At 38.3% G+C, this 26,669-nt stretch carries 24 protein-coding genes; 3 read left to right on the top strand and 21 right to left on the bottom strand.

Annotated elements, in window-relative coordinates; genetic code table 11:
* Window positions 1–240: 240 nt before the first annotated feature.
* Genes lepB through ACTQ5J_RS02485 form a run of 5 tightly spaced genes read right to left on the bottom strand, consistent with a single transcriptional unit; the run spans window position 241 to window position 3,991 of the window.
* The gene (gene lepB / locus ACTQ5J_RS02505) at window positions 241–834 is read right to left on the bottom strand and encodes a signal peptidase I (RefSeq protein ID WP_441750431.1); all 594 of its coding nucleotides are present in this window, start codon (window positions 832–834) and stop codon (window positions 241–243) included.
* Window positions 827–2,299, bottom strand: coding sequence for a S41 family peptidase (locus ACTQ5J_RS02500; RefSeq protein WP_441750430.1), 1,473 nt, complete (start codon window positions 2,297–2,299; stop codon window positions 827–829). The genes lepB and ACTQ5J_RS02500 overlap by 8 nt, the downstream gene beginning before the upstream one ends.
* A 39-nt stretch (window positions 2,300–2,338) precedes the next feature.
* Window positions 2,339–3,055, bottom strand: coding sequence for a purine-nucleoside phosphorylase (deoD, locus tag ACTQ5J_RS02495; RefSeq protein WP_441750429.1), 717 nt, complete (start codon window positions 3,053–3,055; stop codon window positions 2,339–2,341).
* A 36-nt stretch (window positions 3,056–3,091) separates the two neighbouring features.
* Window positions 3,092–3,307 carry a YozE family protein gene (locus ACTQ5J_RS02490; protein WP_441750428.1) on the bottom strand — a complete coding sequence of 72 codons (216 nt, stop codon included), beginning with the start codon at window positions 3,305–3,307 and terminating at the stop codon, window positions 3,092–3,094.
* A gap of 18 nt (window positions 3,308–3,325) precedes the next feature.
* Window positions 3,326–3,991 (bottom strand): DUF2140 family protein, encoded by a 666-nt coding sequence (locus tag ACTQ5J_RS02485; protein ID WP_441750427.1) that lies wholly within the window; start codon window positions 3,989–3,991, stop codon window positions 3,326–3,328.
* Window positions 3,992–4,168: 177 nt separating this feature from the next.
* Between ACTQ5J_RS02485 and trhA the strand changes: the two genes are divergently transcribed.
* On the top strand, window positions 4,169–4,816 hold the full coding sequence (gene trhA / locus ACTQ5J_RS02480; RefSeq protein WP_441750426.1) for a PAQR family membrane homeostasis protein TrhA: 648 nt from the start codon (window positions 4,169–4,171) through the stop codon (window positions 4,814–4,816).
* Between the two features lie 78 nt (window positions 4,817–4,894).
* Here trhA and pip read toward each other — a convergent pair whose 3' ends face one another.
* The 6 genes from pip to ACTQ5J_RS02450 all read right to left on the bottom strand — a co-directional run bounded on the left by pip (window position 4,895) and on the right by ACTQ5J_RS02450 (window position 11,506).
* On the bottom strand, window positions 4,895–5,848 hold the full coding sequence (gene pip / locus ACTQ5J_RS02475) for a prolyl aminopeptidase (RefSeq protein WP_441750425.1): 954 nt from the start codon (window positions 5,846–5,848) through the stop codon (window positions 4,895–4,897).
* Between the two features lie 62 nt (window positions 5,849–5,910).
* A complete protein-coding gene (gene proC / locus ACTQ5J_RS02470) occupies window positions 5,911–6,732 on the bottom strand; it encodes a pyrroline-5-carboxylate reductase (protein ID WP_441750424.1) in 822 nt (273 codons plus the stop codon).
* 15 nt (window positions 6,733–6,747) lie between these two features.
* Window positions 6,748–8,046, bottom strand: coding sequence for an adenylosuccinate lyase (gene purB / locus ACTQ5J_RS02465; protein WP_441750423.1), 1,299 nt, complete (start codon window positions 8,044–8,046; stop codon window positions 6,748–6,750).
* An 81-nt stretch (window positions 8,047–8,127) separates the two neighbouring features.
* Window positions 8,128–8,616 carry a dihydrofolate reductase gene (locus tag ACTQ5J_RS02460; protein ID WP_441750422.1) on the bottom strand — a complete coding sequence of 163 codons (489 nt, stop codon included), beginning with the start codon at window positions 8,614–8,616 and terminating at the stop codon, window positions 8,128–8,130.
* A 27-nt stretch (window positions 8,617–8,643) separates the two neighbouring features.
* The gene (locus ACTQ5J_RS02455; protein WP_441750421.1) at window positions 8,644–9,585 is read right to left on the bottom strand and encodes a thymidylate synthase; all 942 of its coding nucleotides are present in this window, start codon (window positions 9,583–9,585) and stop codon (window positions 8,644–8,646) included.
* Window positions 9,586–9,610: 25 nt separating this feature from the next.
* Entirely contained in the window at window positions 9,611–11,506 is a 1,896-nt protein-coding gene (locus ACTQ5J_RS02450; RefSeq protein ID WP_441750420.1) for an ABC-F family ATP-binding cassette domain-containing protein, read from the bottom strand.
* Window positions 11,507–11,637: 131 nt separating this feature from the next.
* On the opposite strand from ACTQ5J_RS02450, the gene ACTQ5J_RS02445 reads away from it, so the two are divergent.
* Window positions 11,638–12,312 carry a CPBP family intramembrane glutamic endopeptidase gene (locus tag ACTQ5J_RS02445; protein WP_441750419.1) on the top strand — a complete coding sequence of 225 codons (675 nt, stop codon included), beginning with the start codon at window positions 11,638–11,640 and terminating at the stop codon, window positions 12,310–12,312.
* A gap of 23 nt (window positions 12,313–12,335) precedes the next feature.
* Here the strand turns inward: ACTQ5J_RS02445 and ACTQ5J_RS02440 are convergent, their stop codons facing one another.
* The 8 genes from ACTQ5J_RS02440 to ACTQ5J_RS02405 all read right to left on the bottom strand — a co-directional run bounded on the left by ACTQ5J_RS02440 (window position 12,336) and on the right by ACTQ5J_RS02405 (window position 23,115).
* The gene (locus ACTQ5J_RS02440; RefSeq protein WP_441750418.1) at window positions 12,336–13,370 is read right to left on the bottom strand and encodes a nuclease-related domain-containing protein; all 1,035 of its coding nucleotides are present in this window, start codon (window positions 13,368–13,370) and stop codon (window positions 12,336–12,338) included.
* Between the two features lie 763 nt (window positions 13,371–14,133).
* Window positions 14,134–14,805, bottom strand: coding sequence for a uracil-DNA glycosylase (locus tag ACTQ5J_RS02435; RefSeq protein WP_441750417.1), 672 nt, complete (start codon window positions 14,803–14,805; stop codon window positions 14,134–14,136).
* The gene (locus ACTQ5J_RS02430; protein ID WP_441750416.1) at window positions 14,802–16,529 is read right to left on the bottom strand and encodes an ABC transporter ATP-binding protein; all 1,728 of its coding nucleotides are present in this window, start codon (window positions 16,527–16,529) and stop codon (window positions 14,802–14,804) included. Before ACTQ5J_RS02430 ends, ACTQ5J_RS02435 begins: the two co-directional genes overlap by 4 nt.
* Window positions 16,530–16,660: 131 nt before the next feature.
* Entirely contained in the window at window positions 16,661–18,340 is a 1,680-nt protein-coding gene (locus ACTQ5J_RS02425; protein WP_441750415.1) for a formate--tetrahydrofolate ligase, read from the bottom strand.
* A gap of 53 nt (window positions 18,341–18,393) precedes the next feature.
* Window positions 18,394–19,749: a PFL family protein gene (locus ACTQ5J_RS02420; RefSeq protein WP_441750771.1), complete on the bottom strand. Its 1,356-nt coding sequence runs from the start codon at window positions 19,747–19,749 to the stop codon at window positions 18,394–18,396.
* A gap of 24 nt (window positions 19,750–19,773) precedes the next feature.
* A complete protein-coding gene (locus ACTQ5J_RS02415; RefSeq protein WP_441750414.1) occupies window positions 19,774–20,037 on the bottom strand; it encodes an ACT domain-containing protein in 264 nt (87 codons plus the stop codon).
* A 115-nt stretch (window positions 20,038–20,152) separates the two neighbouring features.
* Complete coding sequence (locus ACTQ5J_RS02410; protein ID WP_441750413.1) at window positions 20,153–20,806, bottom strand: endonuclease III domain-containing protein; 654 nt, start codon at window positions 20,804–20,806, stop codon at window positions 20,153–20,155.
* A 134-nt stretch (window positions 20,807–20,940) separates the two neighbouring features.
* Window positions 20,941–23,115: a glucose PTS transporter subunit IIA gene (locus tag ACTQ5J_RS02405; protein ID WP_441750412.1), complete on the bottom strand. Its 2,175-nt coding sequence runs from the start codon at window positions 23,113–23,115 to the stop codon at window positions 20,941–20,943.
* Between the two features lie 317 nt (window positions 23,116–23,432).
* Between ACTQ5J_RS02405 and ACTQ5J_RS02400 the strand changes: the two genes are divergently transcribed.
* Window positions 23,433–24,266 carry a PRD domain-containing protein gene (locus ACTQ5J_RS02400; RefSeq protein WP_441750411.1) on the top strand — a complete coding sequence of 278 codons (834 nt, stop codon included), beginning with the start codon at window positions 23,433–23,435 and terminating at the stop codon, window positions 24,264–24,266.
* A 112-nt stretch (window positions 24,267–24,378) separates the two neighbouring features.
* Here the strand turns inward: ACTQ5J_RS02400 and ACTQ5J_RS02395 are convergent, their stop codons facing one another.
* Both ACTQ5J_RS02395 and lepA read right to left on the bottom strand, forming a co-directional pair.
* Window positions 24,379–24,609: a hypothetical protein gene (locus ACTQ5J_RS02395; RefSeq protein ID WP_441750410.1), complete on the bottom strand. Its 231-nt coding sequence runs from the start codon at window positions 24,607–24,609 to the stop codon at window positions 24,379–24,381.
* Between the two features lie 77 nt (window positions 24,610–24,686).
* Entirely contained in the window at window positions 24,687–26,510 is a 1,824-nt protein-coding gene (lepA, locus tag ACTQ5J_RS02390) for a translation elongation factor 4 (RefSeq protein ID WP_441750409.1), read from the bottom strand.
* Window positions 26,511–26,669: the final 159 nt, after the last annotated feature.

The following is a 26,669-nucleotide window of genomic DNA, read 5'->3' as shown; positions in this document are numbered from 1 at the left end:
AATTCTTCGTTATTATAACAGATTTTTCAATTTGTAAAAATGATTAGTGCGATTTTAGCGCTTAAAATGATCCTTGATAAATAAAACACGCTTATTTTTACTTCACAGCCTCAAATTATCCTCTTGTTTAAACAGTTATAATGGAGGCTTAACCTCATAATAACTGTTTAGTCAGGAAAATCTTCAGCGTGATTAAAAAAATAAGCGTATTGCTTCATAATATTATCTGTTTGTATGCATCTAATCTGTTACTAATTGACCGACATCATTTAATGTATAGGATGGTAAAAGTCCAAATTCATTAAAGGGAAAATAGACAAAATTTGCTTCTCCAATCACAGAGTCAATTGGAACAAAACCGAACTGACGACTATCTCCAGAATAAGGTCGATTATCACCTAATACGAAGTAATAACCTTCCGGAACACTTGTCACTCCTAAATTGTCCCAAAGATTAAAATTTTGGGTGAAATTCTCTTGACTAGCCTCTTTTAAAGGTTCTAGGTAAGGTTCATCTACGATTTGATTATTTAAAATCAATTGATCCTCTTCATAATATAACGTATCCCCCGGTAGACCAATAATACGTTTTACATAAGAATCCTGTGAACCTCTGGGATCAGGGAATACGACAATGTCAAAACGCTCCAATTCAGTCATCTTGAACATCAACATCTGTTGACCATTTTCTAGAGTGTTATTCATGGATGTACCTTCTACTTGAAATGGTTGAACCACAAAAGCACGCATCACTAGAAAAATAATCACAGCAAATAAGACTGCAAAAACGACATTGACCGTTTCAATAATGACTGTTTTGAGAAAATTAATCATTCGTGGCCTCTAGTAATAGTTCAATAGCCGTATCATATTGTGGATCATTTTCTTTTAAGTGTTCACGGATTAATCGGTTTAAAGTATGAGCAGTATCCCCCGTGACTTTTCCATCTGCTTCAAGTTCATTGTCAGTTTGAAAGGCTTTAACTGCCTCTTCAACTGTTTCATCAAAATAACTTTCTGAGGAAACTTCATAACCTAAAGCATTTAACATTAATGATAAACTTTCAACAAACTCATTACTAACTCCCACTTCAAGTGTTTCGTTAGAATTCATCAATAGTGATGAAGCAACTGGGGAATCTTCTACAAGAATATCCGGTTCAATACCAACATCATGAATCCAATTTCCAGAAGGGGTTAACCATTTGGCAGAAGTTAATTTTAACTCACCTATCTCACTTTGATTTAAAATTGTTTGAACAGTTCCTTTACCAAAACTTGTTTGACCAATTAATTTCGAATCAGTATTCTCTTGAACAGCAGCTGCTAGTATTTCACTAGCACTTGCGCTTCCTTCGTCGATTAACACTGTATACGGCTCGGTTATTTTGAAAGAACCATAGGCGCGCTCATTAGCTACAAACTCTGCATTTTCATCAGAGTTTTTTTCGCTAATTTGCATAATCATATCGCCATCTTCTAAGAACATATTCCCGATATCTAAGGCAGAATCTAACAAGCCACCCGGGTTCATTCTCAAGTCAACGATCAGACTTGTTGCGCCTTGACTACGTAAGTCATGCACCACATCCACTAATTCATTATACGTATTGTCAGCAAATTGTGATATTTTAACATGACCAATACTCGCTTGGCTGGCATCGATTTCTCCTGTTACAGTAATATTAGGAATCGTATCGCGAGTAAGAACGACGTCAAATGTTGAGTTATTTCTTTGAATCAGTAACTTTACATCGGAACCCTTAGGCCCACGGATTAATTTAACGACTTCGTTTGTATTCATATCGCTTAATTCGACGTCATCTGCTTCCAGAATGATATCATTTGGTAAGAGTCCAGCTTCTCCTGCTGGAGTGCCATCAATCGGCGAAATGACAGTTACACGACCGTTTTCCATCATGAACTGAACGCCAATTCCTTCGAAGGAATCCTGAAAATCTTCTTCAAATGAAGTGGATTCTTCTGCGTTTAAATACTCAGAATATGGATCACCAATGGCATCCACCATTCCTTTTAAAGCCCCGGTTAATAAATCTATTTTATCGACTTCTTCAACGTAGTTCACTTGAATTGAATTATAAACATCTTCAAGAGCTTTAAGATCTTCATCAGTTATGCGGTTTTCTTCAGTAATTAAACTTTCTTGATCAAATAACCAATCGAACTGGGCGTGATAAGCTGGCCGAGTCACGACTGAGCCGGTCATTAGAACTATAAAAGTGATTATGGAAATAATCACATTTTTCTTCTGATTGTTTCGAGCGTTTATCTTATGCATCTACTCATCTCCTGACTGATTTGACTCTAGCGATTAATTTTATTGTTCTAATGCTACCGCTGTTTCTAGTGCAACAATCATCATATCAGTAAAGCTTGTTTGTCTTTCTTCAGCGGTTGTTTCTTCGCCTGTGAGAATATGATCACTAATTGTACACATAGCAAGCGCTTGGCGGTTATGTTTCGCTGCAACTGAATAGAGACCTGCTGCTTCCATTTCAACAGCTAAGATACCATAACGAGCTAATTTCGCTTTATCCATCTCTTCATTGTAGAAACGGTCACTTGAAAGAATGTTACCTACGTGAATCGCTGCTTTATCATGGTCTTTGGCAATGTGGTAAGCAGTATCTAGCACATTAAAGCTAGCAATTGCAGAAAAAGATACTTCACCTGCAAAAATATTTCTTAACACGCTTGAATCAGTGGTCGCTCCTAAACCAAAAACAATATCACGTACTTTTACCTCTTCTTTTAAAGCGCCTGCTGTTCCGACACGTATAATGGTTTCAACATTATAGAATTGATATAATTCTTCAGCATAAATCATTGCCGAAGGTATTCCCATACCTGACCCCTGAACTGAGATTGGAACGCCTTTATAGGTACCTGTGAATCCAAACATGTTGCGAACTGTATTATATTGTGTCACATCTTCTAAGAATGTTTCTGCGATATATTTGGCACGTAATGGATCTCCAGGAAATAAAACCGTTTTAGCAATTGCACCTTGTTCTGCGTTAATATGTGTACTCATTTATAATCTACTTCCTTCCAGAATATATTTTATCTATTACTCATATGTATAATTATGCCATGCTTCGTCAAAAATAACCAAGAGTTTCGTATATTCGATACTTTGCTCCAAATAAGTTGATACCTCATCAAAGCTTTTACTCTGTTTTGGAAAAGCGATATCCTTGTGGATAGCATTAGCCAAACGACTCATTGGATCTTTAGCATCATGATCGACATAGCGTCGGATATACTCATAAAATGTTGGTTTCACTCAGTCAACCTCCCTCATCTATTGCCCAAATTGCAGGCTACTCAATAAATCAAAATTTTCCGCATCATAATGAACTTCTAGCGTAATCTCATCATTAGCCAAGTCAGCCTTTGCTGCAGTTAATAGAATATTACTTTGTTCAATTGGAATTCGATTCAAATCAACATCAATTACCGGCTGATCATTATTAAAAATGAGCCACTCAGGTAGGACCAGCTGACTAGCCACTAATTCATATGCCGTTTCAGAAGGCAAAGGAATCTCGGCTAACTTTACTGAATCGATGACAATTTGGAAAAAACCGCCTTCGGCGACGATTAAATCAGCCTTAATTTCCACCGGTAAATTCATACCGTTATAATGAACCGTAGTTTCACCTAATAAGTAATCTTCTTCCCATTTAATTGAAAAGTCAATTTCTGGAGTTTGACCAATAAAACGACTTAACATCAAATTGGTTGTCTCTCGATTAACAGCCACCTTGATTGATTGTTTTTGGCTAGTATCGACTTGTGTAACAGTGCCAGTAGGGATTTCACCAATGTACTGTTGTAAGTAATTTTGCAAATAAACATAGCCTCCACCCACTAATAGCCCAATGACTAGTACTGAAAAGACAAGATGACTCAAACAACCAGCTAAAAACGATCGTTTCCTCGGTAATTGCGATCTAGAATCTGTCATTTAAACTTCCTCATTTCTGCGAATTTTGCTCTTGTTATTATATCACTCTTTTTCCTATATAACGATTATAAAACTATGACAACTCACTAACAAGTAATCGAATTGCAAAGTAAAAAAACTATCATTTATTTTTAATTGTTGTACAATAATAGTATTAATACAAAAGGGAATGATGATATGACTCAAACAAATTCTATATCTAAGAAGCAAGAAATTACAGCAGAAGTGTTCAATGCAATTACCCATGGTGTAGCAGCGATTTTAAGCATCGTCGCTATTGTGTTATTGGTCATGAAAGGCTTTGAAGTTTCTTCGCCCATCGCTATTACAGCCTACATCATCTACGGCGTTAGTCTTTTTACCCTTTTCTTAAATTCAACCTTATACCACAGCTTTAGTTTTAGCAAATATAAAGCAATCTTTCAAAAACTAGATCACGGTTCAATTTATCTCTTAATTGCTGGAACTTATACACCTTATCTGATGATTTCAATTGGAGGAACACTTGGATATTTATTACTGGCTTTGATTTGGAGTCTGGCTATCGCAGGCATCGTTTTCGAAGTAGTTGCTACAGACAAATACCCTAAACTGAGTACTTACATGTATTTAGGGCTGGGCTGGTTAGGTGTGATTATCATCTACCCGCTTTACCATAACATTGAAATCAATGGTCTTTTCTTACTGGCATTCGGCGGGATTGTGTATTCATTAGGCACCATCTTCTACCGTATGAAAGCTAATAAATGGATGCATGTCATCTGGCATTTGTTCGTTATCGGCGGTGCATTTTTTATGTTCATCAGTATTTACAATTACGTCTAAACAAAAGCTCATCTTGCCTTATGCGAGATGAGCTTTCTTTTTATCATATTGTCCTTAAATATCTTCTGTGACGCTTTGCTAACTTGACACTTCTTCTTTTAATTCATCCATATATGTGACTAAAGCTTCGAATAATGGTCCTTCATTTGGTGAATGAGCGGCTAATTCAACAATCGATAAGTCTGCATGTGAACAGGCTTGTTTTAGATCATAGGCTCCACTCACGCGACAATCGACATCGTAGCGACCGTGGAAAATCGCCATTGGGATTTTCTCTAAGCGTTTCACGCGGTTTAAAATATAGTTATCTTCTTTCCAAAACATTTGATTAGCAAAATAATGCGCCTCTAATAAACCAAGTGATAAATCGGACGGCTCAATCTGATTGTTTTTAATGGCTGGTTTAACCATTGTCACAATCCCCCCTTCCCAATCACTCCATGCTTTACAGGCTGCTTGCCGCTTTATTTGATCCCCTGAGGTCATCAAATCATAATAGGCTGCAACTAGATCATCTTGTTGATTGACCGGCACGTGTTGCTTAAACTGTGAGAACTCTTCTGGATAAAACTCACTCGCTCCAAACTGGAATAGCCAATCCACATCTTCTTGACGGCCCAAGAAAATTCCTCGTAAAATTAAATGCTTCACTCTTTGTGGATAGTCGATTGCATACGCTAAAGCCAGTGTAGAACCATAGCTGCCTCCGAAGACAAACCAAGAGTCAATGTCTAGATATTCGCGAATTTTTTCAATGTCTCGAACACTGTATAAAATCGTATTGTTTTTCAAACTTAAAAAAGGTGTACTTTTACCACTGCCCCTTTGATCAAATAATATGATGCGATAATATGCAGGGTCAAAAAATCGTCTCGAGGTTTCACTAATCGCACCCCCTGGTCCACCATGTAAAAATAACACCGGCTGCCCATCAGGTTTACCACATTCTTCGATATAAAGAGTATGCACATCATCAACAACTAGTTGATAGGTTGCGTTAACTGGTGTATTAAAGTAGCCTAACGTTTTCATAAAAGTCCTCCTATTGGTCTATAAAAGTAAAACTCCTACCGAATAAGCAGGAGTTCTTTTTTTTATTGTTGTAATTCACGTGTCTTTTCTATTGAAGCCGAAATCCCTTTAATAATTGCTGAACGAAAACCTTCAGCCTCTAATGTAGTCACGCCGGCAATGGTCGTTCCACCAGGACTCGTCACCGCATCTTTTAATTGAGCGGGATGACGTTCCGTTTCTAAAACCATCGCTGCAGCCCCTTTAACAGCTTGTGCAGCCATTTGGATACTCTGGTCACGTCCTAAGCCATAGGCCACTCCAGCGTCGCTCATAGCCTCAATTAATTGAAAAATAAAAGCTGGACTACAACCGGCAAGGCCACTAGCTGTATCGAATAAAGACTCCGGTACCTGAGAAAGTGTGCCTGATGCACTCATTAATTTCGTAAATCGCTCAAGTATTGTTTCCGAGAAATTTGGCGCATCAAAACAATAACTCGTAAAGCCTTCCCCCACTTCAACAGGCGTATTAGGCATGATGCGAATCCAACGGTGATGCTCAGGCGTCAAGCGCGCTAATTCAGCCAAAGAAACGTTTGATGCCATACTAATCCAAGTGATTGAGTGTGACGTATCCAGACTATCTGCAAAAGATGTGAACAAGTCAGTAATGTCTTTTGGTTTAACGCCAATAAATATCATATTACAGTGTTGAAGCATGTCTGAAGCGACTGATTCCATCAAGACCTGTTTAGCTTGAAGTTCTTCAACTAGATTTTCTATTTTGTTGGCTGTTCGGTTAGCCAGATATAACGTTTCTTCGGGTACAGCCTTCACAATTGCCTTAGCAATCGCAGAAGCCATATTCCCCACACCAATCATTCCAATCCCCTTTACTTCCATGCCACAGCTCCTTTTCTAATCTAAGCCGACCCGACTGAAAATCGCATCTACTTGAGACAAGTGGTAACTTGGATCAAATAATGTTTCAATTTCCTCAATCGTTAACTTCTCGGTAATTGCTGCTTCTTGGTATACAAGCTCTTTGAATTGTAATTGCTCATCCCATGCTTTTTGTGTTAAGGGTTGAACCGTATCATAAGCTGTCTCTCGGCTCATCCCTTTATCAATCAGTGTCAATAAGACTCTTTGAGAGAAAATTAACCCATACGTGCGGTCAATATTGCGTAGCATATTGTCTGGGTAGACGGTTAATTTTTCAATTAGGTTCGCAAAGCGATTTAATTGATAGTTCAATAGCGTCGTAATACTAGGTAACATGATACGTTCAGCTGATGAATGAGAAATATCACGTTCATGCCATAACGTCACGTTCTCGTAGGCAGGGGTGATATAACCACGCATAATACGGGCTAATCCAGTAACGTTCTCACTCGCAATTGGATTACGTTTGTGAGGCATTGCCGAAGATCCTTTTTGGCCTTTGGCAAAAAATTCTTCTACTTCCCTTGTTTCTGATTTTTGCAAGCCACGGATTTCAGTTGCAAAACGTTCGACACTAGTTGCGATTAAAGCGAGTGTCGCAACATAATCAGCATGTAAGTCACGAGGCAAAACTTGAGTCGATATATCTTGAGCACGAATACCCAGTGTTTGACACACAAACTCTTCCACTTCTGGTGGTGTATTGGCAAACGTTCCCACTGCTCCACTAATTTTCCCAGCTTCTACTCCTTCAGCCGACGCGTTAAAACGATTTAAGTTACGCTTCATTTCTGAGTAAAAACCTACTAATTTTAAACCAAAGGTCGTCGGTTCAGCATGAACACCGTGAGTTCGTCCCATTTGGATAGTATATTTATGTTCGCGCGCTCTTTTAGCCGTCACTTCAAGGACACGTTCGATGTCACGTCGTAAAATTTCATTCACTTGTTTTAACTGATAACCATAAGCAGTATCTACAACATCAGTACTTGTTAAACCATAATGTACCCATTTTCTTTCCTCTCCAAGACTCTCACTGACAGCTCTTGTAAACGCAACTACGTCATGACGCGTTTCTTGTTCAATTTCTAAAATTCGTTCAACAGTAAACGTAGCATTTCTACGAAGAGCCTCTACGTCTGCAGAGGGAATCATACCTAAATTGGCCCAAGCTTGACAAGCTTCGATTTCTACTTGTAACCAAGTGTCGTATTTCGTTTCATCTGACCAAATTTTTTCCATTTCAGGTCGAGTATAGCGTGCAATTGTCATTTAAATTCTCCTTACTTTATCAAGCGCATTTCTTTATTTATTGTTAATGGAAAACAGTCATTAGAATAGTGTGTTTAATCACTATTTACGACGCCACCATTCATATTGGTGCGGATGAACATTCTCTTCATCTAATTCACCTTCGACTATTTGATAACATTCCCAGTAAGTTTCATCAATTTCTGGCATATATACATCCGCTGGAAAATCTTCATCAATGACTGTTCGAATAATTTCATCCGCATGAGGCCAGACTAATTTAAAAATCTCTGCTCCACCAATCACCATTAAATGTTGGTTACGAGCTAATTCCAAAACGTCATTGATACTGCTGACAACTTCTAATCCTTCGATGTCAGCACCATAAGTACTTTGTGTCGTCATTACAACTGTTTTTCTTCCAGGTAACAAGCGTTGATTCATCGCTTCAAAAGTTTTACGCCCCATTAACATAGTATGTCCCATGGTTGTTTTCTTGAAGAACTGTAAATCACTTGGTAAACTCCAAGGTAAATCCCCTTTGTAACCTATTCCACCGTTTCTTTCTTGTGCGTATACAAATGAAATCATTCTATCCACTCCTTGTTAAAAAATCCTTTAGACTGCAATTGGTGCTTTAATAGATGGATGTGGTTGATACCCTTCCACCCTGATTGAATCGCTAGCAATCTGATCGATGGCAGCATCACTTTCGATAACTAATTGTGGTAATGCTTTTGGCTCACGGCTTAATAGTGTGTCAGCTGCTTCTTGGTGATTTAAGTATAAATGAGCATCTCCTAACGTGTGCACAAACTCGCCCACTTCTAACCCAGTTTCACGCGCTATTAAATGTGTTAACAGTGCGTAACTGGCAATATTAAATGGCACACCTAAGAAGATATCTGCACTTCTTTGGTATAATTGACAACTTAATTTATTATCTTGAACATAAAATTGGAATAATGTATGACACGGTGGTAAAGCCATATTAGGAATATCTTCCGGATTCCATGCTGAGACAAGTAAACGTCTAGAATCTGGTGTCTGTTTAATTTGCTCAATCACATTGGCAATTTGATCTAACGTGTCCCCATTACGCATTTCCCAGGAACGCCATTGTTTGCCGTAAACATCACCGAGATTTCCAAATTCTTCTGCAAAGATTGGGTCAGTGAGAACACGGTCTTGAAATTTCTTCATTTCGATTTGATAGCTCTCGTTAAAAATTGGGTCTTTTGGTGCTCTCAGACCAAAATCAGTCATATCTGGACCAGTGTAACTTGAACTTTTTATGTATCTTTCAAAAGCCCATTCATCCCAAATATGATTATTATGTTCTAATAAATAGCGAATGTTGGTATCTCCTTTTAAAAACCACAATAATTCACTCTTTATCAAACCAAAAGGGACCCGTTTACTTGTTAATAAAGGAAACCCTTCTTTTAAATCAAAACGCATTTGATAACCGAACAAACTGATTGTCCCCACTCCGGTGCGATCTTCTTTTTTATGTCCCGTCTCTAAAACAGCTCTCACTAAATCTTGATATGCTTTCATGTTCATCTCACCTTCTAAAAACTATTTATTCTGACAACTCACTTAAATACTCGTAACGTTCATAATAGTTAAGTAATTTTTCATCTGTTTCATCTAGCTCTTCTTGCAAAACAATTAAACGAGCAGCGTCACTTGTTATTGTATTCATTTCTTTTTTGATTGCATCGGTTCGATTCTCAGCTTGCTCGATATCTTCTAATATGGTTGCCCATTCTCTTTTTTCTTGATAAGACATCCGTTTCGGTTTTGCAGCAGTCGGTTTTTCTAGCACTTCTTTTTTGCTAACTTCGGTTGAAGTCATTGTTTTAGGATTAGGTTTCTTGGCTTGTTCGTCTAAGTACTGCGAATAACTTCCCCAGATTAAATCAAAGGCACCATTTCCTTGGATGACTAATAATTGATCGACAGTTTTATCAAGGAAGTAACGATCATGCGAAACAATTAATACGACGCCTTCAAATTGTTCAATGTAGTCTTCCAAAACCGTCAATGTGTCTATATCGAGGTCATTCGTTGGCTCATCTAGAATTAATACATTCGGTTGTTGTACTAACAAAGTAAGTAAGTACAAGCGACGACGTTCACCACCGGATAAGTGTTTTATTTCTTGACCATGTGTCACACGGGGGAAATTGAATTGTTCCAACAACTGAGAAGCATTAGCCTTCGAGCCATCCGGCATCTCAAAATCATCCGCAATCTTAGTCAAATAACTTAAAACTCTTGTATCACCGGGCAAGTCTTGATCCAATTGTCGATAGTATGCTAAACGAACGGTTTGACCCATTTCGTAAGTTCCACTAGCGATGGGATGTTGTCCTACAAGGGTGTTCATCAACGTTGATTTACCTACTCCGTTCTCACCAATAATTCCCATTCTTTCGCCTTTAACAAAGGTTTTGGTAAAACTTTCAATGACATTAACATTGCCAATTTCGACTGACACATCTTCTAATTCCATAATGCGATTTCCGATTCTTTGTTGTTCAAATTCAAATTGGAAACCATCCGCTTCAACATCTCGCCCTTGAATCGTCTGCTTTAAATCTTGAAAACGATCAATTCTTGCTTGTTGTTTAGTTGTTCTCGCTTTGGCACCTTTTCTCATCCAAGCCAATTCTGCTTTAAATAAACTGTCTTGTTTTTCTTGGTTTCTTGCCGATTGAGCTTCTAAGTTCGCTTTTTTCTCCAAGTAAGTCTCGTAGTTTCCTTCATATTCTGTAATATGACCGTATTTTAATTCAATAATCCGGTTAACAACACGTTCTAGGAAATAACGGTCATGAGTTACTAGGAACAAAGCTCCTTGGTAGTTAGCTAAATATCTTTCTAGCCATTGGATTGATTGAACATCTAAGTGGTTAGTTGGCTCATCCAAAATCAACAAATCAGGATCTGCAATTAAAACTTGTGCCAAACCGACTCGCTTGCGCTCTCCTCCTGAACAAGTTGCTAGTAGACGAGACAAATCGTTCAGTCCTAGTTGAGAGAGAATCGTGCGAGCTCTTACTTCTACATCCCAACCGTCTTTAGCATTCATTTCATCCGTTACACGGGTGAATTCTGTTTGTAGTCTTTCATTCATCGCATCGGCTTCTAAAGCCAAACGAGTGTTTTCATAATGTAATAATAATTGAATCAATGGTGCTTTACTGTCGTAAACTGTTTCTAAGATGGTTTTTTGCTCATCAAATGTTGGGTGTTGATCTAAGTAAGCAATTGAATATTGGTTCGGGTGGGATAATTTTCCATCATCATAATTATCCAAACCAGCGATTACTTTTAATAATGAACTCTTTCCGGTTCCGTTCGGCCCAATTAAGCCCACGCGGTCCCCAGTGCGTATCGCAAAGTTTATCCCTTCCAATAAAGTTTTCGTACCGTATGTTTTATGTAAATTCTCTATCGTTAATTCTTTCATCTCTTTGCCCCCATCCAAATCTCAGTCAATTATACCATATCGTTCAGTAAGTTTTCATTCTTCTAAGTTTTAATACTTTATGAAATTTTAAGATATGTGTTACAATAATGTAAACTATAGTGAGGTGACGTATGGTAAAAAAATCAGCAATATTATTTTTGGGATATTTTGGAATTATGATTGTAGGTTCGAGTCTTCTTATGCAATTCACGGACATTGTTTATGCTAGTTTTATTGTATCAATGATTCTACTTGTCTTAGCTTTATTTTTATTTAAGGATCATTTAATGGCAGAGTGGCATCGCTTCCGGGCGGATACTCCCAGTTTATTACGTTTTTCCGGTAAATTATTCGGCTATTATTTGCTAATGCTCTTGTTGAGAATCGCAGGAATTTGGCTACTTGATTTGTTCATGGACACATCCACCCTAGGACAAAATCAGGAGATCCTCAATGACGCTGCAGAGAATATGAACGTGCTTGCCAACGTTCTTCTATTAACCATTTATGCACCCATTGTCGAAGAACTTGTCTTTCGTCAAGCCATTATCGGACCTTGGGCTAAAGATAAACGTGTCATGATTATTGTTTCAACGATATTTTCAATGTTCCTTTTCACGTATATGCATTCATTCCAGTGGGCGGACTTTGTATTATACTTACCGATTACAGTCGTTTTGACTCAAATTTATTGGGAATACGATCGCAATATTGTTCCTTCAATTCTTTTTCACTTCTTAAACAATGCGATTGCCTTAGCAATGATGTATGTCTTATTTGCAGTAGAAAGCCAGCTACCTGTTTAGGGTTGCCGGCTTTTTTAGTCTATTTATTGAAGAGGGGTTCGCGAGTTTTTTAATTTGAAACTTAAATGAGGATAAGTGTGTTCAAAATTTTGCGATGGATTAATATATTGGCCTGTTTTTTCGACTTTGGCTAATTGGTAATAGCGTCTAAGTATTTTGTTTATGTAGTCTCTTCGAAAACTTTCTCCGGCTATCTTCACAATATCGGCAGCTTGCAAGGGGTTAAAAGGAGTCAACACCGAGTAATCACCAATGAGCCTCAGAGCTGCACGCTCCTTAGGCTCATTCTGCCTGCAGTGTACACATATTAGTTTATAGCGTGTACAGATAGTATGAAAACTACCGCAATGTGAGCATGCAATCCCATGCTTCAACTGCTTCAGTTCTTCTGGCGAGAGCACGTTTGGAGGATAAGGTTCCGTGCACGCGAATGAACTCTCTATAGAATCGACCGCTTCGTCAGGACTAAAATTCGCCGGAAGTAATGTCGCCTCCTCTCGAATCATCTGCTCAATATAATCTGTCAATTGATTGTAGTGTAAAAGACTTTTCAACCACTCATGAGGAAGGGTCGCTTGATAATACGGGTTAATATAAACCAATTGGTGAAAAACGCCACCCGAATAATTCATTTGGCGACACATATCAATTGTCCGCTCTTGCATGTTCTTAAACTGCCCCATAATATCCCCGCTAATCGTACGGTAGTTAACTGTCTGTTGATTGTATTCATAAACTAAATTGCCGTTATAATTTTTGATTTCAAAAAAATATATCCCCACACGAGTTATTACAATAAAATCACATTCAACGCGCCCTTTGATATTTAGCCAAGTTCTATGTAATATTCTCCAATGTGACTTTGCCATTCGAAACATAAAATCATAAAATGTTTGTTCACCTTGGAAACCTGTTCGGTGTATCCAAAGTTTTCTCTTGGCTTCTGACGCTAAACCTCCCCGTTTTTCTAACACCTCTAACTGTTGTAACTCGGTTGGCTTGTTTAAAACTCTACGATTACTATCCACTTGATAGATTTTACTTGGTATTATATTCATCATCATTTCCTTTCTGAAACTATTATTTTTAGTCTCATATATAAATACACATTTTTTAGCGTAATATGCTTTTTAATCTGAAAATAAATTGTTCTTTTTTTTGACACGCTTTTTGGGGCTATATTTTGACAGTTTAACCGCCCATAATTAAGGTCTTTTACCCAATAAACCCTAAACAGGACCTGTCACATAAATGACACGTCCTTTACCTAGAGTGAAAACGCGTGTCACACTATGACACGACGTTTGCAATTAAAATAAGCACCATTGAGGCAAAATTTGCCACTTTAACTGCCCACGTGTGTGGTCTTTTATCCAATAAACGTTAAATAGGACCTGTCACATAAATGACACGTCCTTTACCTAGGGCGAAAACGCCTGTCACACTATGACACGACGTTTGCAATTAAAATAAGCACCATTGAGGCAAAATTTGCCACTTTAACTGCCCACATGTGTGGTCTGTTATCCAATAAACGTTAAATAGGACCTGTCACATAAATGACACGTCCTTTACCTAGAGTGAAAACGCGTGTCACACTATGACACGACGTATGCAATTAAAATAAGCACGATTGAGGCAAAATTTGCCACTTTAACTGCCCACGTGTGTGCACTTTTATCCAATAAACGTTAAATAGGACCTGTCACATAAATGACACGTCCTTTACCTAGGGTGAAAACGCGTGTCACACTATGACACGACGTATGCAAAAGAAAAACACCCTCATCTCATTCAAAGACAAGAGTGTTCGTAAGTTCTTTAGGTAACTTCCCAATCAATCGGCTCGCGTCCCCAAGCGATAAGTTGTTGATTCGCTTGACTAAATGGTTTAGAACCAAAGAAACCACGATAAGCAGACAAAGGACTAGGATGCGGTGCTTCAATTGTCGCGTGTTTTTGTAAATCAATTAATTTCTTAAACCTACGAGCTGAAGCGCCCCATAGAATAAATACAATCGGTTCAGAATGTAAATTCAACTGACGTATTATTTCTTCAGTCAAGCCTTCCCAGCCAAGATTGTGATGAGAATTCGCCTGTCCTGCTTCTACTGTTAAAACAGTATTTAATAAAAGTACCCCCTGTTTTGCCCAGTTGGATAAATTACCCTGTGACGGTATCGACACACTTAAGTCATCGACGAGTTCTTTATAAATATTACGCAATGACGGAGGGATTTTTGCTTGCTTATCTACAGAAAAAGCCAGCCCATGCGCTTGATTAGGTCCGTGATAGGGATCTTGCCCAAAAATAACAACCTTAACATTTGAATAAGGGGTCAACTTCAAGGCAGTAAACACTTCATCTGCTGCTGGATAAATTGTTTGTGTCTGATAAGCTCGCTCTAAAAAACGCGTCAATTTAATAAAATCTTCCCGGACAAAATAGTCCTTTAACACTAACTCCCAATCATTCCCGATGTTAGGTTTCATGTTTTATCACCTCTACCATATTGAGCATAATATAAAGTTGCATAATGTCCATCCAATGAAAGTAATTCATCATGACTGCCATTTTCTACAAGCCCATCTGTTGTGACCACAACAATTCGATCAGCATGACGAATTGTTGCAAGTCGGTGAGCAATAATCAAGGTTGTTCTGCCTGTGGCTAGTGTATCTAATGAGGCTTGGATGAATTGTTCTGTTTGAGTATCTAATGCACTCGTCGCTTCGTCAAGAATTAATATAGCTGGATTCTTTAAGAATATTCTAGCAATAGATAGTCTTTGTTTTTGGCCGCCAGATAAACGCACACCACGCTCACCAATTTCAGTTTCCAAGCCTTCAGGTAAGTCAGCAATAACTTCTCGCAATTGAGCAGCATCAATGGCAGCTTCAACTTCTTCTGGCGTTGCATCTAGACGTCCGTATAAGACATTTTCACGAACGGTTCCCGTGAACAGGAAAACATCCTGTTGAACGATACCAATTTGCTTACGTAACGATTCCATCGTAACGGCTTGAATGTCATGGCCATCAATAGTAATTGCTCCAGAATCTATTTCGTAAAAACGAGGTAATAAATTAACTAACGTTGTTTTCCCGGCTCCACTTGGACCAACAAATGCGACCGTTTCGCCTGCATTTACTGATAAATTAACATCAGACAATATTTTTCTGCCATCTTCGTACGAGAAGTTGACATTGTCGTAACGGATATTCCCTTTAAAAGCGGGAGCTTGATAAGCGTCGTCTCGATCAAGAATATCTGCTTCTCGCATCAACTCTTCACGAAAACGTTTAAAACCTGCATAACCTTTGGGATACAATTCTATCATTGCATTAATTCGTTCTAATGGTCGAACAAAAACGTTCGCCAATAATATAAATCCGACTAATTCACCTAGGCTTAATTCGCCTATCACCGTGAAATAAGAACCTGCAAGAAAAGCAAACAGATTAATTAAACGAACAAGCATATAGTTAAAGGAACTACTTAATGCCATTGTACGATAAAAAGCTAACTTATTTGTACGGAAACCTTGATTATACTTTTCAAACACACCACGCTCATACTTTTCGTTAGCGAATGCTTTAACGACCCGAATACCACTCAGCGAGTTTTCGATTCCGGCTGTAAATTTCGCGACGTTTGAGAAAATTCGTGAATTTACTTGTGTCATTCGCTTATTAAAGAAAGCTAAGCCAATCGCCATCAAAGGTAATAGAATAACAGTGATTACAGCTAAAGGTACATGTGCATCTAACATTAAAAGAAAGGCACCAATCAAGGTCATTAAAGTAATAAAAACATCTTCTGGACCATGATGAGCCACTTCACTAATATCGAACAAGTCTGTTGTTACTCGACTTAATAGCTCCCCTGTCTTCACATTATCAAAATAATGATAAGACTGTTTTTGAAAATGATTGAAGAGGTCACGTCGCATATCCGTTTCGACGTTAATCCCAAATTCATGTCCAACAGCAACCACAATATAATTCAACCAAGTATTAAATAGGTACATTGTAAATAGGATGACTGAGAACATTAAAATGATTTTTAAATTCCCATCAGGTAATACTTCATCTATCACTCGGTTAACCGCAATCGGAAAAACAAGTTCAAGAATGGCAGAAATAATGGCACAACAAAAATCAATTAAAAATAACCGTTTATACGGTTTATAATAGCTAAAAAAATGTTTTAACATATTGACTCCTTTTCACTTATAATGGTTCCTTTACTATTCTAGTTAAAAGCAGACTCTTATACAAGTCAGACAACCCCTCTTATCCTACAAAGAAAAAACAGCCGGCTATATTCCGGCTGCTAGTTAATTATTTAGAATAGACCTGTAATCGTGCCATCAGCCGCAACATCAATTGACTCAGCAGAAGGTACTTTGGGTAGACCAGGCATCGTCATAATATCACCCGTTAAAGCAACGATAAAACCAGCACCTGCTGAAACTTTTAAGTTACGAATGGTCACTTCAAAGCCTTGGGGCGCTCCTATTAACTTAGGATTATCAGAGAAAGAATATTGTGTTTTAGCCATACAAATAGGTAGTTTACCAAAGCCAAGTGCTTCTAGTTGTTTTCCTTCTCGACGAGCGGCTGGTGTTAGGATAGCTTTTGTCCCACCATATACTTTTTGAACAATATGATCTAATTTATCTTGAATTGGAACATCCAGTTCATAGGCATAAGTTAGTTCACTTTCTTCTTTAGTCATAGCCACTACTTTATGAGCTAAATCCTCAGCACCTGCTCCGCCATTTGCCCAAACATCTGAGATAGACACTTCGACTCCGCGAGCTTCACACGCTTTCCTTACCGCTTCAAGTTCTGCTTTTGTATCCGTAGGAAACTTATTAATCGCAACCACAGCTGGTAAATTGAAGGTCTCTTGAATATTGAATAAATGACGTTCCAAGTTTGGTAAACCGTTTAGTACCGCTTCAACATTTTCAGTTTCGAGCGCCTTCTTAGACACTCCACCATGCATTTTTAAAGCACGAATCGTCGCGACCACCACAACAGCTGAAGGTTTTAGATCAGCTAATCGACATTTAATGTCTAAGAACTTTTCTGCTCCTAAGTCTGCACCAAAGCCTGCCTCAGTCACAACATAGTCAGCGTGTTTCAAAGCCATCTTGGTTGCTAAAACACTGTTACAGCCGTGTGCAATATTTGCGAATGGACCACCATGAACAAAAGCAGGAGTATGTTCAAGCGTTTGAACCAAGTTTGGATTCAATGCTTCTTTTAATAAAGCTGTCATTGCGCCAGCTGCTTTTAAGTCATTTGCGGTAACCGGTTGATTATCAAAATTATAGGCGACAATGATACGACCTAGACGTTCTTTTAAATCGGTAATGTTTTGTGCTAAACAAAGAATTGCCATAATCTCTGAGGCTACAGTAATCTCAAAGCCATCTTCACGTGGTACACCATTTGTACGACCATTTAACCCATCGACAATATAACGAAGTTGACGGTCATTCATATCGACCGCCCGTTTCCATGTAATTCGTCTAGAGTCGATAGCCAAAGCATTCCCATGATGTATATGGTTATCAAGCATTGCAGCAAGTAAATTGTTGGCTGCACTTATTGCATGGAAGTCGCCTGTGAAATGTAAGTTGATATCTTCCATCGGAACAACTTGTGCATAGCCTCCACCAGCCGCGCCACCTTTCATTCCAAAAACAGGACCTAATGAAGGTTCACGTAATGCTAGAATCGCTTTTTCTCCGATGGCCGATAAACCATCAGCTAAGCCAACAGACGTCGTTGTTTTCCCTTCACCTGCAGGCGTTGGACTAATCGCAGTAACTAGAATTAATTTCCCGTCTTTTTTATCCGCTAAGACGTCTAATTGTTTAAGATCTACCTTAGCTTTATATTTCCCATAAAAGGATAAACTCTCTTGATCAATTCCTGCTCTGTCTGCAATCTTGTCGATTGGCTCCAATGTGACTTGTTTCGCAATATCAATATCTGTTAAATAACTTGACACACAAACACTTCCTTTCAATTATGAAAAACTAGATTAAATAATCAGTTTTAACATTAGTTCTTTAAACTTTGAATGGGTGCGGGAATTCGCCCTCCACGATTAATAAACACATCGGGTTTCGTAACATTTAAAGGCATCACACGTGCTTTACCAAACAAGCCACCCCAGTCAAGCTCACCGTCGTCTGGGACGTCAATCGCTGGAATTAAGCGAACAGCCGTTGTTTTTGAATTAATCATACCAATCGCTGCTTCATCCGCTATAATTGCTGAAATCACTGCAGCAGTCGTATCGCCTGGGACAACGATCATATCAAGCCCTACCGAACAAACGGCAGTCATGGCGGTTAACATTTCTATGTTTAAATTCCCTGCTTCGACTGCCGCAATCATTCCGGCATCTTCACTGACAGGAATAAAAGCTCCTGATAAACCACCCACACTCGATGACGCCATCACGCCCCCTTTTTTGACTGCATCGTTTAGCATCGCAAGTGTCGCAATCGTGCCATAAGCCCCCACTTGTTCGAGGCCAATCTCTTCAAGGATATGAGCAACTGAATCCCCAACGGCTGGAGTAGGAGCTAGTGAGATATCTACAATACCAAAAGGAACATTAAGCGTTTGGGCGGCTTCCGTTCCGACCAATTGGCCCATGCGAGTAATTTTAAAAGCCGTTCGTTTGATTTCTTCGGCGACTATTTCTAAGGAAGCACCTTTTGGTAATTTAGCCAAAGCAGCTCTAACGACGCCAGGTCCAGATACACCAACGTTGATAACAACATCAGGTTCGCCTACACCATGGAAAGCACCTGCCATAAACGGATTATCTTCCACAGCATTACAGAATACGACAAGTTTAGTTGCCCCAACGCACATGTCAGCTTTCGTTAAGATCGCACACTCTCTCACGATATTCCCCATTAGTTTAACTGCATTCATATTGATGCCAGCTCTTGTTGAACCAATATTGACCGAACTACACACATGAGTGGTTTCAGCTAATGCTTGAGGTATGGATTTTATTAATGCCAAGTCACCTGCTGACATCCCCTTATGAACGAGCGCTGAATAGCCCCCAATAAAGTTAACACCTACTGCTGCGGCTGCTCGATCTAGCGTCTGTGCATATTTGACAGGGTTTCCACCCGAAGCAGCGACTAATTGAGAAATAGGTGTCACAGAAATTCGTTTATTCACTATCGGAATCCCATATTTACGTTCAATTTGTTCACCCGTTTTGACTAAATCTTTAGCACTGCGAGTGATTTTCTGATAGACTTTTTCACATGAACGCTCAATATCACCATCGGCACAATCAACTAAGGAAATCCCCATAGTAATTGTTCGAATGTCTAAGTTTTCATTCTCAATCATATTCAACGTTTCCAGAATATCCTTCATGTTTATCATTTAATAACCACCTCCTCGTTTTTAAATACGATGCATTGAATTGAATATATCCTCATGCATGACACGTATTTGCATGTCTGGTACAGTTTGTTCCATCGTTTCCTTCATTGCTTCAAAGCTAGAATTGATGTCATCAATTTTAACTAACATCGTCATTGTAAAGAAACCATCCATTACAGTTTGGGATACATCAACAATATTAGCATTGGCATTCATACACCCTGTCGCTACACGTGCTAAAATTCCGACTCTATCGACGCCATTCACGGTAATCACTGCTCTCATTCTGTTCACCTCAATTTTTTATAATTTAATCATAGCATATCTCTCATTTTCCAACATCAAAAATCAGTGTAATTTAATAGACAATCATGAATAGTTCGCTTTAGACTTTATCTTGCTAACTATCTAAATAATAAGTCGAAAATAAATGAGTCGCATGTGGTCCTTTGCCAACTAGATTGTTCTTTCCATATTCTAAAATTTGACCATGGAAATCTTTCCATTCCAATAAAGAGAGCGAAGTTGTTTGTTCAACATGTTCTTTTAATGTCATATAGTGTTTAGCGGCTGGACTGCCCAAGCCAGTAAATAGTTTCCGGGCATAATTATCAGCAATAAAAGCTGATTGATCGAAGACATATAATAATAAGACATCCGCTGTTTCATTCCCAATCCCTCGAAAACTCAATAATTGTTGTCTGAGTGCTTCAGTCGAAGGAAAATCTGACACTATTTGGGCACGGTCAAAATCATAACTTTTTAACCATTGGAACCAAGTCATGATTAAATGAGTTTTACTTTTGTGAAAGCCACTAGAGTAGATTAATGGTAATAATTCGTCCGCTGTTAGTTGACTAATAATTAGGGGATCAAAATCTGTTGCTTGACCTAACTTTGCTAAAGATATCTCTGTATTGTGCCACGTGGTGTTCTGAACCAGAAAAGCGCCTAACATTATTTCCCATGGCGATTCTGCCGGCCAGTGGCCAACATTTCCTTGATGTGTCTGTAATAAATAATAAAGTCCTTCATGTGTTAAGGTTTTTTTCATTGCTCGTCTCCTCCTAGCCTTCATAAAAACTAGTGTAACAAAAAACATCTATAATAAAGAAGGATAATCTCCAAACATCTCTTATTTGAACAAAAAAACTCCACCAACAATTAAAGTTGGTAGAGCTATTAATATTATTTAATTACTAAAATATCTTCTGCGTGTGAAATATCACCAAGTTTTGTAACTTCTACAGCTTTATAATTCATTGTATTCGTAACGACAACTGGTGTTACTGTCGGATGTCCCGCAGCTTTAACTGCTTCTAAATCAACATCTAATAGGAGGTCGCCAACTTTAACGTGATCGCCAGCTTTAACGTGAGCAGTGAAACCTTCACCTTTCATCGTCACAGTGTCTAAACCAACGTGAATCATTACTTCGACCCCTTCATCAGATACTAAACCAACGGCATGCTTAGTTTCAAAAACCATCATGACTTGGCCATTAATAGGCGATGTCACTTTACCATCATTAGGTTCGATACCAAAGCCATCTCCTAAAGCACCACTTGCGAATGCTCCATCCGGAACGTCTGACAACGGCATTACAAGACCGCTCATTGGAGACTGGATGGTCGCAATAATTGGTAAGTTCTGTGTATCTTCTGCTTCAGTCACTATTGAATCTGTCGCACTTTCGTTTGTTACAGAATTTTGATCAGTTGCATAAAACACTTCTTTAGAAGGCAGTTTAGCCGCTTTACCTTTTTCAATAAATTCTTCTAAGTTTGATTTGATGTTTGATACTCTTGGTCCGTAAATGACTTGAACGCCTTTACCTTTGTGCATAACGCCTGCCGCACCAGAAGCATTTAAAATGTCAATATCTACTAAGTCGCCATTGGCAACAGTTGTTCTTAATCGAGTCGCACAACTATCGATGTCAACAATGTTACTATGTCCACCTAAGCCGTAAATGATTGATGCAGATAAAGCATCTGATTCGTTTTCAATTAAGTTTGCTGTGTCTGTGCTATCAGCTTGCTTACCGTTCATATCAGCACGTGTATATAATTTAATTTCGCTCGCATTGTCGTCACGACCTGGAGTTTTATAATTAAATTTCTTGATTAAGAAACTGAATAGGAAGTAATAAATGGCAAAGTATACCACTCCAACGATAACAATCCAAATCCAGTTTGTTTTTGCGTTACCTTGTAAAATTCCGTATAAGAACATATCAATGAATCCACCTGAGAATGTCATACCAACACCTACTTGGAAGATATGCATTAACATATACGCAGCACCTGCTAATACACAGTGAATAGCATATAATGGCATTGCGACGAATAAGAATGTAAATTCAAGCGGTTCTGTAATACCTGTTAACATTGAAGTTAACGCTGCAGATAATAATAAACCGCCCGTAACTTTACGGTTTTCTGGTTTAGCTGTACGGTACATTGCTAAAGCTGCACCCGGTAAACCAAAGATCATTAATGGGAATTTACCAGACATAAAACGAGTGGCTTCTACACTAAATTTACTTACTGTTGGATCTGATAATTGGGCAAAGAAAATATTTTGAGCCCCTTCAATTAATTGACCACTTACTTCTAAAGTTCCACCAACGGCTGTTTGCCAGAATGGTAAGTAGAATACATGATGTAATCCGAATGGAATTAATAATCTTTCCATGAAACCGTATAACCAAGTACCAGCATAACCTGAACCTTGAACTAATTCACCAACTGCATAAATTCCTTCTTGTATTGGTGGCCACACATAACTCATTAAGATACCTACTACTAAGAATACAATTGATGAAATGATTGGAATAAAACGCGTTCCTTCAAAAAACGACAAGGCCGTTGGTAATTGTATTTTGTAAAAACGGTTATGTAAAGCAGCCACACCTAGGCCGACGATCATACCACCGAAAACACCCATTTGTAGGGACTCGATTCCTAACACATTAGCAACTGATCCATCTAAGTAAGCTTCTGAACCACCAGCTACTTGAATCATTGCCCCAATCGATGCGTGCATCACTAAGAATGCAATTGACGCTGCTAAAGCAGCCGTTGCTTTCTCAGACTTGGCCATACCAATCGCACAACCGATTGCGAAAATTAAGGGTAAGTTATCAAAAACAATCCCACCTGCTGCATTCATTACTAGTAAAATATGGTGTAGGAATGTTCCTTCCCCCATCACACTTGTTAAGCCGTACGTTTCTAGAGTCGTTGGATTCGTAAACGAACCGCCAATCCCTAAGAATAATCCCGCTACCGGTAAAATCGCTATCGGTAACATAAAAGAGCGCCCGACTCTTTGTAAAACACCAAATAATTGGTCTTTCATTTTTGTTTCCTCCTAATTTATCATTCAGAGTGACTCAAAACTTATTTATAAGCATAAAAAATACCCAAACCAACCTAAAATGGGTACAGTATGCCCCTTAGATTGATTTGGGTATTGCCGACTAAACGTAACAAGCCCTCTGTTTTCAATTCCTAGTAATCATAGCACAGGCCTCAATGGAAACGCAAGCTTTTTTTGACTCTTTATTTAACATTCCTTTATATCTAACTTGCACCTTTTATCATAGCGTGGTAATATCGACATACTGTTTTAACTGAGTTTTCCGCAATAAATTTACGAGATGGGAGTTTCTTCGGATGTTTGCCAATAAAATATTAAATAATAATTTCATCAGTAGTACCGATCAAGCTGGCCATGAAATAGTCATCATGGGCAAGGGCTTAGGTTGGAAAATGAAAACTGGCGATCCAGTAGATGAAAGTAAAATTGAGAAAATCTTCCGAATGGATACGGTGACCTCTTCTGAAAAAATGAAAAAATTATTTTTGGAAGTTGATATGTCGTCGGTTGAAATCAGTTCAAAAATTGTTCAATTCGCTCTTGAAACCTTAGACACTGAATTGAATAAAAACGTTATCCTTACATTAACCGACCACATTGATTTCGCAGTCGAACGCTTTACTAAAGGTATTCCATTAAAAAATGATTTTAAATTATGGATCAAAAAGATGTTTCCTAAGGAATATGAAGTGGGGCTGTTCGCCCTAACCGTCATTGAAGAACACCTAGCAATCCATATGCCTGAAGATGAGGCAGCTCATATCTCGATGCATTTAATTAATGCTCAGTTAGATGGCAATATGTCACATACAGACGAAATCACTAGCCTACTTAGCACTTGTTTTCATATTATTGAAATAAAAACGGGAAAACGAATCAGCGAATCTTCGTTAGCCTATGAACGTTTTATGCGCCACCTACTTGCACTCGCTCAAAGAATTATTGCACGTAAAGAAAATTCAGCAAAAAATGTAAGCTTAAACGAGGCGATTAGAATCCAATTCCCTAATGAGCACGACATTTCCTTAACCATCCAAAATTATATAAAAAAAACATTCCAATTTGATATTGCTGACGACGAAGTGACGTTCTTAACCATTCACATCAACCGTCTGCTAACAGATGTCTAATCCCAAGCAAAGGGACGATAATCGCCACGCTAAAAAATGGTATAAATAAAAAAGCATCTCATTCAAGGTTTGTGAATCAAAAGGATTCCATTCCCAGACGAGATGTCTTTTATTAATCTTCATCCTTAATATCCTTATCTTCAGGTATTGGTGTGTTTAAGTATTCTTCGTAAGCGACTTGTTGTTGGTCACGTTCTTTCAAAAACAAATTGAATTGTTCCTGATACAACAACACTTGATCATCTACTGTTAAATAGCGAACTTGTTTTTCCCTTATGAGACGGTAAATTTCACTCACAGGCACTTCTAAAAACTCTGCGGTCTGTTCAATGGTTAAATACATATCCTTCACCTCAATAGTACTTAATAAAACCTCGACAAAGGCCAAGCCAAAGTCGAGGTTTTATTATTAGTTAAAAGTTAATCTTCATCCATTTGTAAAATCGACATGAAGGCTTCTTGTGGAACTTCAACGCTACCAACTTGCTTCATACGTTTTTTACCTTGTTTTTGTTTCTCTAATAATTTCTTACGACGAGACACATCCCCACCATACAATTTAGCAGTTACATCTTTACGTAACGCTTTAATTGTCGAACGAGAAATGATTTTATGACCAATTGCTGCTTGAACAGGCACTTCGAACATTTGGCGAGGAATAGTTTTCTTTAATTTCTCAACCAATGATTTGCCTCGATTTGTCGCAAAATCCTTGTGAACGATTGTACTGAACGCATCAATAGGATCGCCATTCAGAAGAATATCTAATTTTACTAATTTAGATGCACGGTAGCCAATCATTTCATAGTCTAAAGAAGCATAACCTTTAGTCGTTGATTTCAATTTGTCAAAGAAATCAAAAATGATTTCAGCAGTTGGAATTTCATACACAACGTTCACTCGGTTCGCGTCCAAGTAATCCATTGTAATAAAGGTTCCGCGTTTACGTTGACCTAAGTCCATAACAGCCCCAACATATTCATTAGGTACCATAATCGTAGCTTTTACGTACGGCTCTAAAATCTCTTCAATTTCAGTTGCATCAGGTAAAGCAGATGGATTATCAACGATGACTTTATCTCCGTTAGTTTTCACAACGTGATAAATAACTGACGGTGCAGTCATAATTAAATCAATATTAAACTCACGTTCTAAACGTTCTTGAATAACATCCATATGTAATAAGCCTAAGAAACCTGTACGGAAACCAAAGCCTAAGGCTTGTGATGTTTCAGGTTCGAATTCTAACGCTGCATCGTTTAATTGTAGTCTTTCTAAAGCATCACGTAAATCGTTATAATCATTCGAATCCACTGGATATAAACCAGCAAACACCATTGGATTTAATTTACGGTATCCTTCTAAAGCTTCGGGTGCTGGATTATTAGCCCAAGTCACAGTATCCCCTACGTGTGTATCTTGGATTGTTTTGATACCGGCTGTTAAATAACCAACATCTCCAACCGAAAGCATGCCACGTTGTAATGCTTTTGGAGAAAACACCCCAACTTCGTTGACTTCGAATTCTTTACCGTTAGACATCAGACGAATTCTGTCGCCGGGTTTAACAGTTCCGTTAACAATACGAACGTTTAAAACAACACCTCGGAAGCTGTCATAAGCCGAGTCAAAGATTAAGGCTTGTAAGGGTGCTTCGATATCCCCTTGTGGTGCTGGAACTTTCTCAACGATTTGTTCCAATATATCTTCAATCCCAATCCCAGATTTCGCACTAGCGTGAACTGCTTCGCTTGCATCAATTCCGATGATTTCTTCAATCTCTAAAGCTACTTTTTCAGGGTCTGCTGCAGGCAAATCAATTTTATTGATGACGGGTAGAATTTCCAAATCGTTATCTAACGCCAAATAAACGTTTGCTAATGTTTGTGCTTCAATCCCTTGAGCCGCATCAACAACCAATAAAGCACCTTCACAGGCAGCTAATGAACGCGAAACTTCATATGTAAAGTCCACGTGTCCGGGTGTATCGATTAAGTGGAAAATATAATCTTCGCCATCTCTAGCAGTGTATGTTAATTCTACCGCATTCAATTTAATCGTAATGCCACGCTCACGCTCAAGATCCATTGAATCTAAAAGCTGTTCTTGCATATCACGGTCTGCCACCGTATCAGTATGTTGTAAAATTCTGTCAGCTAACGTTGATTTACCATGGTCGATATGAGCAATAATTGAAAAATTACGAATTTTTTCTTGTCTTTGTTTTAGTTTATCTAAATCCATTTAATTCTCACTTCCTTTAAATGAGGCACATGCCTACAAATTGCACACCTATCATCATATCAAAAAAAAACATTAAAAGGTAGTCTTCTGAAGGAAAAACTCGCAAAAGGACAATAAGCGTTTGAATACGTCAAATTTATACAAAAAGACGCAAAGAAA

The organism is Fundicoccus sp. Sow4_F4 (genome assembly GCF_052116145.1).
In the GTDB taxonomy this organism is placed as follows: Bacteria; Bacillota; Bacilli; order Lactobacillales; family Aerococcaceae; genus Fundicoccus.
Note: the sequence above shows the minus strand (reverse complement) of the source record. Positions and strands in the feature narration are given on the sequence as shown.

What these genes read in the sequence shown, in the direction of transcription:
- ACTQ5J_RS02395 (WP_441750410.1), bottom strand. Translation starts at nt 24,609, where the DNA reads ATGTATTTAACCATTGAACAGACCGCAGAGTTTTTAGAAGTGCCTGTG.
- proC (WP_441750424.1), bottom strand. Translation starts at nt 6,732, where the DNA reads ATGGAAGTAAAGGGGATTGGAATGATTGGTGTGGGGAATATGGCTTCT.
- lepA (WP_441750409.1), bottom strand. Translation starts at nt 26,510, where the DNA reads ATGGATTTAGATAAACTAAAACAAAGACAAGAAAAAATTCGTAATTTT.
- ACTQ5J_RS02440 (WP_441750418.1), bottom strand. Translation starts at nt 13,370, where the DNA reads ATGAATATAATACCAAGTAAAATCTATCAAGTGGATAGTAATCGTAGA.
- ACTQ5J_RS02450 (WP_441750420.1), bottom strand. Translation starts at nt 11,506, where the DNA reads ATGAAAGAATTAACGATAGAGAATTTACATAAAACATACGGTACGAAA.
- deoD (WP_441750429.1), bottom strand. Translation starts at nt 3,055, where the DNA reads ATGAGTACACATATTAACGCAGAACAAGGTGCAATTGCTAAAACGGTT.
- ACTQ5J_RS02410 (WP_441750413.1), bottom strand. Translation starts at nt 20,806, where the DNA reads ATGAAAAAAACCTTAACACATGAAGGACTTTATTATTTATTACAGACA.
- ACTQ5J_RS02405 (WP_441750412.1), bottom strand. Translation starts at nt 23,115, where the DNA reads ATGAAAGACCAATTATTTGGTGTTTTACAAAGAGTCGGGCGCTCTTTT.
- lepB (WP_441750431.1), bottom strand. Translation starts at nt 834, where the DNA reads ATGATTAATTTTCTCAAAACAGTCATTATTGAAACGGTCAATGTCGTT.
- ACTQ5J_RS02455 (WP_441750421.1), bottom strand. Translation starts at nt 9,585, where the DNA reads ATGAAAGCATATCAAGATTTAGTGAGAGCTGTTTTAGAGACGGGACAT.
- trhA (WP_441750426.1), top strand. Translation starts at nt 4,169, where the DNA reads ATGACTCAAACAAATTCTATATCTAAGAAGCAAGAAATTACAGCAGAA.
- ACTQ5J_RS02430 (WP_441750416.1), bottom strand. Translation starts at nt 16,529, where the DNA reads ATGTTAAAACATTTTTTTAGCTATTATAAACCGTATAAACGGTTATTT.
- ACTQ5J_RS02500 (WP_441750430.1), bottom strand. Translation starts at nt 2,299, where the DNA reads ATGCATAAGATAAACGCTCGAAACAATCAGAAGAAAAATGTGATTATT.
- ACTQ5J_RS02400 (WP_441750411.1), top strand. Translation starts at nt 23,433, where the DNA reads ATGTTTGCCAATAAAATATTAAATAATAATTTCATCAGTAGTACCGAT.
- ACTQ5J_RS02485 (WP_441750427.1), bottom strand. Translation starts at nt 3,991, where the DNA reads ATGACAGATTCTAGATCGCAATTACCGAGGAAACGATCGTTTTTAGCT.
- ACTQ5J_RS02460 (WP_441750422.1), bottom strand. Translation starts at nt 8,616, where the DNA reads ATGATTTCATTTGTATACGCACAAGAAAGAAACGGTGGAATAGGTTAC.
- pip (WP_441750425.1), bottom strand. Translation starts at nt 5,848, where the DNA reads ATGAAAACGTTAGGCTACTTTAATACACCAGTTAACGCAACCTATCAA.
- ACTQ5J_RS02415 (WP_441750414.1), bottom strand. Translation starts at nt 20,037, where the DNA reads ATGAGAGCAGTGATTACCGTGAATGGCGTCGATAGAGTCGGAATTTTA.
- ACTQ5J_RS02435 (WP_441750417.1), bottom strand. Translation starts at nt 14,805, where the DNA reads ATGAAACCTAACATCGGGAATGATTGGGAGTTAGTGTTAAAGGACTAT.
- ACTQ5J_RS02445 (WP_441750419.1), top strand. Translation starts at nt 11,638, where the DNA reads ATGGTAAAAAAATCAGCAATATTATTTTTGGGATATTTTGGAATTATG.
- purB (WP_441750423.1), bottom strand. Translation starts at nt 8,046, where the DNA reads ATGACAATTGCACGCTATACTCGACCTGAAATGGAAAAAATTTGGTCA.